Origin of the sequence: Paraburkholderia sediminicola, assembly GCF_046026855.1 — a bacterium.
GTDB classification, from domain to species: domain Bacteria; phylum Pseudomonadota; class Gammaproteobacteria; order Burkholderiales; family Burkholderiaceae; genus Paraburkholderia; species Paraburkholderia sediminicola_A.
The window spans coordinates 151,392-161,933 of sequence record NZ_JAQQET010000021.1 but is presented as its reverse complement, the minus strand read 5'-3'; the positions used below and the strand labels follow the sequence as shown (position 1 = coordinate 161,933).

General features: G+C 63.8%; 11 protein-coding genes. 7 read left to right on the top strand and 4 right to left on the bottom strand.

The annotated features are described in order from the left end of the window. Positions 1 to 75: 75 nt before the first annotated feature. A complete protein-coding gene (locus PQR40_RS23370; RefSeq protein ID WP_408209883.1) occupies positions 76 to 345 on the bottom strand; it encodes an acyl-CoA-binding protein in 270 nt (89 codons plus the stop codon). A 160-nt stretch (positions 346 to 505) separates the two neighbouring features. Between PQR40_RS23370 and tsaB the strand changes: the two genes are divergently transcribed. From tsaB to PQR40_RS23350, 4 genes are read left to right on the top strand one after another with little or no spacing between them, the layout of a single operon-like run. Continuing rightward, positions 506 to 1,321, top strand: a complete 816-nt coding sequence (gene tsaB / locus PQR40_RS23365; RefSeq protein WP_408336032.1) for a tRNA (adenosine(37)-N6)-threonylcarbamoyltransferase complex dimerization subunit type 1 TsaB — start codon at positions 506 to 508, stop codon at positions 1,319 to 1,321. Beyond that, a complete protein-coding gene (rimI, locus tag PQR40_RS23360; RefSeq protein WP_408223729.1) occupies positions 1,318 to 1,812 on the top strand; it encodes a ribosomal protein S18-alanine N-acetyltransferase in 495 nt (164 codons plus the stop codon). Before tsaB ends, rimI begins: the two co-directional genes overlap by 4 nt. Further along, positions 1,799 to 2,854, top strand: coding sequence for a uracil-DNA glycosylase (locus PQR40_RS23355; protein WP_408509945.1), 1,056 nt, complete (start codon positions 1,799 to 1,801; stop codon positions 2,852 to 2,854). Before rimI ends, PQR40_RS23355 begins: the two co-directional genes overlap by 14 nt. Further along, entirely contained in the window at positions 2,851 to 3,912 is a 1,062-nt protein-coding gene (locus PQR40_RS23350) for a DUF1853 family protein (protein ID WP_408390219.1), read from the top strand. Before PQR40_RS23355 ends, PQR40_RS23350 begins: the two co-directional genes overlap by 4 nt. Here the strand turns inward: PQR40_RS23350 and thiD are convergent. Then, positions 3,897 to 4,703 carry a bifunctional hydroxymethylpyrimidine kinase/phosphomethylpyrimidine kinase gene (gene thiD / locus PQR40_RS23345; RefSeq protein WP_408223720.1) on the bottom strand — a complete coding sequence of 269 codons (807 nt, stop codon included), beginning with the start codon at positions 4,701 to 4,703 and terminating at the stop codon, positions 3,897 to 3,899. The two genes, PQR40_RS23350 and thiD, sit on opposite strands and share 16 nt — an antisense overlap. Positions 4,704 to 4,758: 55 nt before the next feature. Continuing rightward, positions 4,759 to 6,066 (bottom strand): lysophospholipid transporter LplT, encoded by a 1,308-nt coding sequence (gene lplT / locus PQR40_RS23340; RefSeq protein ID WP_408223716.1) that lies wholly within the window; start codon positions 6,064 to 6,066, stop codon positions 4,759 to 4,761. 218 nt (positions 6,067 to 6,284) lie between these two features. On the opposite strand from lplT, the gene alr reads away from it, so the two are divergent. The 3 genes from alr (at position 6,285) to PQR40_RS23325 (ending at position 9,304) form a co-directional block, all read left to right on the top strand. Beyond that, the gene (gene alr / locus PQR40_RS23335) at positions 6,285 to 7,355 is read left to right on the top strand and encodes an alanine racemase (protein WP_408509944.1); all 1,071 of its coding nucleotides are present in this window, start codon (positions 6,285 to 6,287) and stop codon (positions 7,353 to 7,355) included. Positions 7,356 to 7,504: 149 nt separating this feature from the next. Continuing rightward, positions 7,505 to 8,881 (top strand): DNA repair protein RadA, encoded by a 1,377-nt coding sequence (radA, locus tag PQR40_RS23330; RefSeq protein ID WP_408390221.1) that lies wholly within the window; start codon positions 7,505 to 7,507, stop codon positions 8,879 to 8,881. 144 nt (positions 8,882 to 9,025) lie between these two features. Then, on the top strand, positions 9,026 to 9,304 hold the full coding sequence (locus tag PQR40_RS23325; RefSeq protein WP_408223707.1) for a DUF2866 domain-containing protein: 279 nt from the start codon (positions 9,026 to 9,028) through the stop codon (positions 9,302 to 9,304). A gap of 91 nt (positions 9,305 to 9,395) precedes the next feature. Here the strand turns inward: PQR40_RS23325 and PQR40_RS23320 are convergent, their stop codons facing one another. After that, positions 9,396 to 10,466 (bottom strand): CaiB/BaiF CoA transferase family protein, encoded by a 1,071-nt coding sequence (locus PQR40_RS23320; RefSeq protein WP_408509948.1) that lies wholly within the window; start codon positions 10,464 to 10,466, stop codon positions 9,396 to 9,398. Between the last annotated feature and the right edge of the window lie 76 nt (positions 10,467 to 10,542).

The following is a 10,542-nucleotide window of genomic DNA, read 5'->3' as shown; positions in this document are numbered from 1 at the left end:
CCCGGCGGGGCGGGGCCCCGGGGGGGGGGCCGCCCCTTACCCCCCACGGCAACGGATTACGCCATGGGGTCAGATTCAGGCGGCGGCGCCGCTCTTCAGGGATTCAACGAGATCGATGTATTGCTGCTTCGCTGCATCCTGCGCGGTGCCTTTGAGCGCGGCCCACGCATCGTACTTGTATTTGCCGACGATATCGGTGAAGCCGGGTTTGTCGCCGTGGACATCGCCGTCGGTAGCCTGCTTGAAGAGGGCGTAGAGGCGTAAAAGCGTGAGATTGCCCGGCCGCTCGGGCAGTTGCTTTGCATCTTCCTGGGCCTGGACGAATTGCGCGTTGATGTCTGTCATTGTGGTTTTACCTGCTGGTGAGGTTGGTTCTGGCTGGGCCGATGATCATAACAACTGCATGCTGCCGCGGAGCCGAGGGGTTATTCCAAACATCCATCTGCACCCGGCGGGCAATCCCAAAACCGCATCGGCACGTGCCGTGCCGATTACAATACGGTCCATGACTCAAACTGTGCTCCTTGCCCTCGATACTTCGACCGAATTCTGCTCGGTAGCGCTCCTGTCCGCCGTTAGCGGCGCGACGGGCCAGACAGCGGACCAAGGTCGCGCCGACCCCCGGATATGGGTGCGTCACGAGCAAACTGGTGCAGTCTCCAGCACGCGCCTGCTACCCGCCATCCGCGAACTTTTCGACGAAGCCGGCCTGAAACTGGCGGACTGCCATGCCATCGCCTTCGGCTCCGGTCCAGGCTCATTCACAGGTCTTCGCACTGCGACGGGTGTCGCTCAAGGCCTCGCATTCGGCCTGAATCTGCCGGTCGTGCCGGTCAGCACGCTGCTGGCCTGCGCGGAAAGCGCACGGCTGCGCGATCCGTCGGCGACCCGCGTGCTCGCCGCGCTTGATGCCCGGATGGACGAAATCTATTGGGCCGACTACGCATGGGACGCAGCACTCGGCGAATGGCGTACGCTTCAGCCAGCTTCGCTCGACGCGCCGGAACGGCTCGTTTTGCCCGACGTCCCCTTCACTCTGGCGGGCAATGCTGCTGCCGCCTTTGGCGCACGGCTGCCCGCCGTTGCGGCTGCGCGGATCGTCGACGGCGAAGCACTGCCGCATGCCGTGCCGCTTGCGCATGCAGCGCTGCGCGCGTTTCGCGCTGGCCGCACTGTGCCCGCCGACCAGGCCGCGCCCGAATACATTCGCGACAAGGTCGCCCAAACCACGGCGGAGCGCGTCGCCGAAAAAGCCGCTAAGGCCGAGCAAGCCGCTGCCAGGCTCGCACATGATGCGGATCAAGGTGAGGGCCGGCAATGAGCGGCGTGTTGCTGGCGGACCGTTACATGTCGCCGATGACCGAAGCCGATCTGGACGAGGTCGCGGCGATCGAAAAAATCGCCTACGAATTTCCCTGGAGCCGCGGCAATTTCGGCGACTCGTTGCGCAACGGCTATTTCGGCATTTGCCTGCGTCACGTAACAGGCACACTGATCGGCTATTGCGTGCTGATGCCGGTCGTCGATGAAATGCATCTGCTCAATTTGTGCGTGACGCCTGCGGCGCAAGGCGCCGGTGCAGGGCTCGCGCTGCTGCGCGAAGCGGTGCGCATTACGCGCACCGAAAAACTCGAAGGCCTGCTGCTCGAAGTGCGGCCGTCGAATCATCGGGCCATTCGCCTTTACGAGCGCTTCGGTTTTGCCTCGATTGGCCGGCGCAAAAACTATTATCCGGCGCGGCATCGCAGCCGGGAGGACGCCATCGTGATGCGTTTCTCGTTTGCCACGGAGGGCACAGATGGCGCTGCATGAATCGGTACTGGAAGAGTTCGGACTCGCGCCGCTGTGGGTGCGTCGGGGGATGTCGGCGGCGCAGGAGCCCGTAGGTGAGGCCGGGGGCGAGCAGGGCGCTGACGCGTTAGCGAATCAGAAGGCGCATCGTGACGATCCGCGTGTGGCGGCGCGTGAAGCGTCATCGGCAGCGCTTGCGCAGGATGGTCGGGATGATGCGCAGATCGCGATGCAAACCGGCGAAGCTCGACAAGCCGATTCCGCACAAATCCAGGGTGAGCGCCTTGCGCCGCCCGCGCAGGAACAGCAGAGGCGCGTGCAAGCGCCGGTCGAAGCGCGGCAGCCATCGCAGCCGCCGCGTACACCTGAACCGCCGGCATTCGACGGTCCGCCCGACGACGACTTCGCATGGTTCGACGATCAGCCGGCCCATGCACCCGCTGAAGCGCGCCGCGAAGCGCCCGAACCCTCGTCGATCCAGACGCTCGACTGGGACGCTTTAAGCGAGCAGGTCGCCGCCTGCGAACGCTGTCGTCTGTGCGAGAAACGCACGAACACGGTATTCGGCGTCGGCGATCGTAACGCCGACTGGATGTTGATCGGCGAAGCGCCGGGTGAGAACGAAGACCGCCTGGGCGAGCCGTTCGTCGGACAGGCCGGCAAGCTGCTCGACAATATGCTGCGTTCGCTAATGCTCGCACGCGACAGCAATGTCTATATCGCCAACGTGATCAAGTGCCGGCCGCCGGGCAACCGCAATCCCGAGCCGGATGAAGTCGCGCGTTGCGAGCCGTATCTGCAACGACAGGTCGCGCTGGTCAAGCCGAAGCTGATCGTCGCGCTGGGCCGCTTCGCCGCGCAAAGTCTGCTCCGGACTGAGGCAAGCATTTCGTCGCTGCGCGGCCGCGTGCACGAATACGAGGGGGTACCGGTCATCGTCACCTATCACCCGGCGTATCTGCTTCGCAGCCTGCCCGACAAGGCGAAAGCCTGGGCAGATCTGTGCCTCGCGCGCGACACGTGGCTCGCGGCGGGCGGCGTGCCGTCCAACGCGGCGAAGTGACCGACGCGACCCGGCCGACATCGCGCCTCGCCACCGCGACGGGCACATCCGCAGCGGTCCTCGAGACTCTGCTCGTTACCTTGCGTGACCCGGCAGTGCGCGATCTCGCGTGGTTGCTCCTGAGCGCCGATTTGTTGCGAGCGCAACCACCGGTGGGCGCGCTTGCCGATCCGTTTGCTTCACAGCAGGAAACTGATGCAACTGTCGACTGGTTACGTGCGTTAGATACCGATCCGGCCGAATTGCAGCGCGACCTTACCTCGACGCGTATTACGCGTCTTGGCCGCTACGCCGAACGGCTGCTGGGATGGTTCCTGCAGCACGGACCGGCGGCGCGGCTGGTCGCGGCCGGCGTGCCGTTGCGGCGCGCCGGCGTCACGCTCGGTGAATGCGATTTTCTCGTGCAGACGCAGCAGGGCGCGCGCCTGCATTGGGAGTTGGCGGTGAAGTGCTATTTGCATGCGGGCGAAAGCCGCGCGCAGTCCACCACCCAGTCGGCCACGCAGCCGGCTGCGCGATTAGCCGATTATGTCGGCCCGAATCTGAAGGACCGCTTCGATCTGAAGCTCGCGCATGTGCTGAATCATCAACTGCCATTGAGCGCGCGCGAAGAGTTCGCATCGGTCGGCTATGAAGGGCCGTGGACGCCGCAGATGTTTATCAAAGGCTGGTTGTTCTATCGTGCGGGCGAGACGCCAGCCGATCCTGCCGAGCTCGATCCGTCGCACGGACGTGGCTGGTGGGTCACGCGCAACGACTGGCCGGAATTTGCGGCGGCGCGTGCACAGACGTGGCGTGTGTTGCCACGGCTGGAATGGCTTGCGCCACGGCGTCATGAAAAGGGTGAAGTGGAGGCCGCAGGGTTTGCCTTCGTCGATCAGCAGACGCTTGCCGAACAAACCTCACATCAGCATGGACCGACGATGGTCGCGGCGTTCGCGGCCGATAGCGCCGGCAATCTGAGAGAACTTTCGCGCGGCTTCATCGTGCCGGACGATTGGCCCGCGTTGGCGCAGGCCTACGCGCGGCCGCATTCAGCCCCTCACCACCACCGATAAAAATGATGCACCGGCCCGACGCCGCTGCCGACGTCGAGTCGATCGCTCGCCTGCAACGCGCCGGTCAGATACAGCTTGGCGTCGGCGACCGCGCTCGCCAGATCTTCGCGCTGCGGAATCAATGCCGCAATCGCCGACGACAGTGTGCAGCCCGTCCCATGTGTATTTTTCACCGGCACGCGCGGGCCGCCCAGACGAAGCGTGCCGCTGTCCTGCACGAGCCAGTCGGGACTGTCCACCGCGCTCAAATGGCCACCTTTCATCAGCACCGCCCGCGCGCCAAGCGCCCGAAGCGCTTCGCCCTGTTCCACCATGCCGGCTTCATCGGTAGCAGCCGGCACGCCTAGCAAGGCTGCGGCTTCGGGCAGATTGGGCGTCAGCAGATCAGCCAGCGGCAGCAACTCGTCACGCACGGCAGCGACCGCATCCGGCAGCAGCAGCGCGTGATTGCTCTTCGAAATCATCACCGTGTCGAGCACGATGTGCTTCGGTTTATACCGCCGCAGTGCATCGGCGACCGCGCGTGCAATCTGCGCATTCGCCAGCATGCCGATCTTCACGGCATCGATACGGATGTCGTCGAACACCGCATCGAGTTGCGCTGTGATGAAGGCGGGCTCCGGCGCATGAATCGCCGTGACGCCGCGCGTGTTCTGCGCGGTCAGCGCAGTGATCACACTCGCGCCGTAGGCGCCAAGCGCCGAGAATGCCTTCAGATCGGCCTGAATGCCGGCGCCGCCGCCGGAATCGGAACCGGCGATCGTCAGCACATTGGGAATGGGTTGAGTCATGGCAAAACGAGGAAAGGGGGAGGGCGCGGGCAGTAAGCGCGGTGCCCGCTGCGGGTCAGTGCTTGACTTCGCCGATTAGCGCGACCGAGTCGAACGCGCGCTGATTCGCGTGGTGGCGCCGCATCACGAACCACATCATCACGCAGACGAAGGTGCCGAATAGCACGATCACCGCAGTGACCGGCACGTCGAGCCATACCAGCACGGCGTACAGGCACAGCATTACGAGCACCGAGAGATTTTCGTTGAAGTTCTGCACGGCGATCGAGTGGCCCGCCGACAGCAGCACGTGGCCACGATGCTGGAGCAGCGCATTCATCGGTACGACGAAAAAGCCCGACAGGCCGCCGACGATCATCAGGAAGATATACGCGACGATCAGATAGCCCGGCACATGCACACGGCCGAAATACAGACCCCAATGCGTGGGGAACAGACTGCGTGTGTAGAAGGCCATCAACATCACGGCGATGCCCATCATGATGCCGACCGGCAGCACCGTCAGCGACTTCTTCAACGGTACGCGCGAGGCCGCGAAAATCGCGCCGGCCGCCACGCCCACTGCAACGACCGCTTGCAGAATCGCGGCTTCCGAAAGCGACATGTTCAACTGAACCTCGGCCCACTTCAGCACGATGAATTGCAGCGTCGCGCCGGCACCCCAGAACAGCGTGGTGACGGCGAGCGAGATCTGGCCGAGCTTGTCACGCCACAGCACGAGAAAGCAGTCGGCGAAATCGGTGACCAGCTTGATTGGGCCGCGTTCCTGTTTCGGATAACGCGCGCCGGTGTCGGGAATGCGCAGATTGAACAGCGCCGCGATCACATAGATTGCCATGATCACCAGCATCGCCGCTTCGGCGGGCGTGTTGACCGTGGGGATGTGGTACCGGAGGATCGGCGCGGCAATGTGCGGGCTGATGAGCGCGCCGCCGAGTACCGTGCCGAGAATGATCGAGCCGACCGTGGTGCCTTCGATCCAGCCGTTTGCCGCGACGAGACGGTCAGGCGGCAGCAGTTCGGTAAGAATGCCGTATTTGGCGGGTGAGTAAGCCGCCGCGCCGAAACCCACAATGCCATAGGCGATCAGCGGATGTGCGCCGACCAGCATCGTGATGCAGCCGACCACCTTGATCGTATTGGTGACGAACATCACGCGTCCCTTCGGACGGGAGTCGGCGAAGGCCCCCACGAAGGCGGCCAGAACGACGTACGACAGCACAAAGAACAACTTGAGCAGCGGCGTCATCCAGTTCGGGGCGTGAAGATCTTTCAGCAGTGCGATAGCAGCGATCAGAAGCGCATTGTCGGCCAGCGACGAAAAAAACTGCGCGGCCATGATGGTGTAAAAACCTTTTTTCATCTGATGCGATGCTGTCCTCGCTGCGGTCTGTCCGCCCCGGCCGTGTGCAAAGCGTCCGGGCTTATGCCGTTCGAAATGGGTTGTGCGCACGGCTTTATATCACGAAAATAGCTGGATTCGGACTAGCAGAATCCTTGATCGCACCGCCCAGTGGGCCGCCGAGCGTTGAAAACGCCCTGTAAGCTCCTGATTCGCAAGCGTCTTTACGAAAATTACCCATGCCGCGCCCCCTCTCAGCCACGATTCATACCGCCGCACTCGCCAATAATCTCGCCGTCGCCCGGCGTTACGCACCAAAATCCAAGATCTGGGCCGTCGTCAAGGCAAATGCTTACGGGCACGGCCTCGCGCGTGCTTTTCCCGGTTTGCGCGCAACCGACGGCTTTGGTTTGCTGGACCTCGAAGAAGCCGTGAAGTTGCGTGAATTGGGCTGGGCCGGCCCGATTCTGTTGCTTGAGGGCTTCTTTCGTCCAACCGATATCGACGTGATCGACCGCTACAGCCTGACCACGGCGCTGCACTCGGACGAACAGCTGCGCATGCTCGAAATGGCGCGCCTGTCCAAGCCGGTCAATATCCAGCTGAAAATGAACACCGGCATGAACCGCCTCGGTTACACGGCGGAAAAATTCCGCTCCGCGTGGGAGCGTGCGCGAGCCTGCCAGGGCGTTGGCCAGATCACGTTGATGACCCATTTCTCGGATGCCGACGGCGAACGCGGCATCGCCCATCAGATGCAAACGTTCGAGCGCGGCGCGCAAGGCATTGCCGGCGCGCGCAGCCTCTCGAATTCGGCGGCCACGCTGTGGCATCCCGAAGCACACTTCGACTGGGTGCGCCCGGGCATCATCCTGTATGGCGCTTCACCCTCGGGCGTGACGGCCGCGATCGCAGGCACCGGCCTGCAGCCGGCCATGACGCTTGCCTCTGAACTGATCGCCGTGCAGACGCTCGCCGAGGGCTATACGGTCGGCTATGGTTCGACGTTCAAGGCGCGCGGGGCGATGCGCATCGGCGTGGTGGCCTGCGGTTACGCGGACGGTTATCCGCGGGTCGCGCCGGAAGGCACGCCGGTGATCGTTGACGGTGTGCGTACGCGGATCGTTGGACGGGTGTCGATGGACATGCTGACCGTCGATCTGACGCCGGTTCCGACGGCCAACGTCGGCTCGCGCGTCGAGTTGTGGGGGGCCGCGCTGCCGATCGACGACGTTGCGCAGGTGTGCGGCACGATCGGCTACGAGCTGATGTGCGCGGTGGCGCCGCGCGTGCCGGTGCGCGCGGAGTAAGGCGCGGCTCTGACAGACCGGAAGAGGGGCGCCGATGGCGGTCCCAACGACGGTCGCAGAGAGACCCCCCATGACGGTTGTAGTGGGCTTCTCGATGAGAGCTCCTGCAAGCGCATCAATCCAAAGAACAGCAACACAGGCAAGGGCGCGTGGCTAAACAGAAGACGTTGTACATCTGCAGTGAATGCGGCGGCCAATCGCCGAAGTGGGCCGGGCAGTGCCCGTCATGCAATGCGTGGAACACGCTGGTGGAATCGGTCGCGGAGGCACCGTCCACACATCGTTTCCAGGCGCTCGCGAAGAGCGCACCGGTGCGGCGTCTCGCCGATATCGACGCGTCCGACGTGCCGCGTTTTTCGACCGGCGTCAGCGAGTTCGACCGTGTGCTGGGCGGCGGTCTGGTGCCGGGCGGTGTAGTGCTGATCGGCGGCGATCCGGGCATCGGCAAATCGACGCTATTGCTGCAGTCGCTCGCGGAAATCGCCGCGGACAAACGCGCGCTTTATATCAGCGGCGAAGAATCGGCCGCGCAGATTGCGTTGCGTGCGCAACGACTTTCGTTGCTGGAGCCTGGCTCGAAGGCGAGCGAATTGCAACTGCTCGCGGAAATCCAGCTCGAGAAAATTCAGGCAACCATCGCCGAACAGCGGCCGGACGTTGCGGTGATCGACTCGATTCAAACCGTTTATTCCGACGCGCTGACCTCGGCGCCGGGTTCGGTCGCGCAGGTGCGCGAGTGCGCGGCGCAATTGACGCGCATCGCCAAACAGTCGGGCACCACGATCATCATGGTCGGCCATGTCACCAAGGAAGGTGCGCTCGCCGGGCCGCGCGTGCTCGAGCACATCGTCGATACGGTGCTCTACTTCGAGGGCGATACACATTCGTCGTTCCGTTTGGTGCGCGCGATCAAGAATCGCTTCGGCGCGGTCAACGAACTCGGTGTGTTCGCGATGACCGAGCGCGGTTTGCGCGGTGTCGCCAATCCGTCGGCGTTGTTTTTGTCGCAGCACGAGCAATCGGTTCCGGGGTCGTGCGTGCTGGTGACGCAGGAAGGCACGCGGCCGCTGCTGGTCGAAGTGCAGGCGCTGGTGGATTCCGCCAACGCGCCGAATCCACGACGCCTTGCGGTCGGGCTGGAGCAAAACCGCCTGGCGATGCTGCTGGCGGTGCTGCACCGGCACGCCGGCATCGCCTGTTTCGACCAGGATGTGTTCCTGAACGCGGTGGGCGGCGTGAAGATCACGGAGCCCGCTGCCGATCTCGCCGTGCTGCTCGCGATCCACTCGTCGATGCGCAACAAGCCGCTGCCCAAGGGGCTAGTCGTGTTCGGCGAAGTCGGACTCGCCGGCGAAATCCGGCCGTCGCCACGCGGTCAGGACCGTCTTAAGGAAGCGGCCAAGCTGGGCTTTTCAGTCGCGGTCATTCCGAAGGCCAACGCACCGAAGCAGCCGATTGAAGGCTTACAGGTTGTTGCGGTCGATCGGATCGAACAGGCTATCGACCGGGTGCGCACACTCGAATAGACGGGGCTTTGACGCCTGCGGGCGCTATCGGCCCCGGTAATGCGCGGTAAATATCTCCATATTGGCTGTAACCAAGTCGCCATTCCTTTTTCCTAAGCTGCGAGGGTATTGCATCCCTTCTGATGCCCGAAAAAGGATCGCGCCTTGAAACAGTCATATGAAACCGTTGCCGAGCGGCCAATGCAGGTGCGCGGTTGCCGCGTCTCCGAGCCTATTCGCCAGCCTTGGGGCGGCGCTTGCCGGATTGTCGAGTGGATTGATACGACGGGACAGATTTCGCGCCGGGTGGTGGCCGAAGATGTCACAGCGGACGAAGTGCGCGCAACAATCAACCGTCATGTTGAAGGCCGCAAACATTTTCTGTACGACGACGAAAAAACGCCGCGCCAGGTTTTGCCGCGGCAGGCAGCGGCACGGCGCTGACGATTTTGGGGCGTTGGGGGCATTAACCCCCACTGCCTGGATTCAAGTCTTGGCGTGGCCTTCGCTTAAGCTTTGCACGCTTCAATAGCGCTTAACTGGACTGGCGATCATCGTCTCCGCCATCGTTTCCATTTTGGTCTTCGTTCATCGCCGCGTACGCCTCGCGGTTGAATAGCGGGTGCTGCGCGGCTTCCGCCGGGGTCAGCACCGGCGAGACGCAGCAGTCCAGCGATTCCAGCAGCAATACCCATTCCGCTAGCGGACGCTTGCCGATCAGGTCGGCCAGTTCCTGTGTCAATGCGGCGGCGTCAGGGCCGCCGATGGCCTGGCCGAGACTCCAGTGACGCGTCGCCCATTCGGGCCGGTCCAGCGCCATGCACAGCGTTTCCCAGAACTTCAGTTCGAGCGCGCCGACCGCGAGCCAGCGGTTATCGAGCGTCTGATACAGGTTGTAGCAGGGCACGCCGCTGTTCAGCAGACCGGCGCCCGCGGCCGGCGCGGCACCCTCATTGGCGAGCGTCACCTGCGCGACGACGTTGTGTGCATACGTGACGTGCGTCATCGACACATCGACGAAGCGGCCTTCGCCGCCGCGCGACACATGCCATAACGCGGCCAGGATCTGCGTGACCGCGCTCAAGGCGCCGCCCAGCAGGTCGGCGATCTGGAAGTTCGGCAGGATCGGCGCGCCGTCGCGGCCTGCCAGTTGATCGAGCACGCCCGCGTAGCCGATGTAGTTCAGATCGTGACCGGCGTGGTCGACAAACGGACCGCTTGCACCATAGCCGCTGATCGCGCAGTAGACGAGCCTCGGATTGACCGCGCGCAGTGTTTCGTAGCTGATGCCGAGGCGCTCCATCACGCCGGGCCGGAAACTCTCGATCAGTACATCCGCTTCGGCCGCGAGCGCGCGCAATACGTTGCGTCCCGCTTCCGATTTGAGGTCGAGCCGTGTCTCGCGCTTGCCGCGATTCACCAGCCGGTAAAACGCGCCTGGCCGGCCGGCCACGCGGTCGCTTGACGACTGCATCATGGTGCGGGTGGGGTCTCCCGCGCCGGGTGCCTCAATCTTCAGCACATCGGCGCCGAGTTCGGCAAGGCGCAGGGCGGCTACCGGACCCGGCAGAAGGCGCGTCAGGTCCAGTACGCGCAGGCCTTGCAGCGGAGCAGGCGCGGGCACGGATGACGGCGCAACTGACGGTGCGGCTGAGGCCGTAGTCGAAGACTCAGACGGGCTC

Excerpts from the sequence above, each read along its gene's own strand:
- PQR40_RS23370 (WP_408209883.1), bottom strand. The coding sequence starts at position 345 with ATGACAGACATCAACGCGCAATTCGTCCAGGCCCAGGAAGATGCAAAG.
- tsaB (WP_408336032.1), top strand. The coding sequence starts at position 506 with ATGACTCAAACTGTGCTCCTTGCCCTCGATACTTCGACCGAATTCTGC.
- rimI (WP_408223729.1), top strand. The coding sequence starts at position 1,318 with ATGAGCGGCGTGTTGCTGGCGGACCGTTACATGTCGCCGATGACCGAA.
- PQR40_RS23355 (WP_408509945.1), top strand. The coding sequence starts at position 1,799 with ATGGCGCTGCATGAATCGGTACTGGAAGAGTTCGGACTCGCGCCGCTG.
- thiD (WP_408223720.1), bottom strand. The coding sequence starts at position 4,703 with ATGACTCAACCCATTCCCAATGTGCTGACGATCGCCGGTTCCGATTCC.
- lplT (WP_408223716.1), bottom strand. The coding sequence starts at position 6,066 with ATGAAAAAAGGTTTTTACACCATCATGGCCGCGCAGTTTTTTTCGTCG.
- alr (WP_408509944.1), top strand. The coding sequence starts at position 6,285 with ATGCCGCGCCCCCTCTCAGCCACGATTCATACCGCCGCACTCGCCAAT.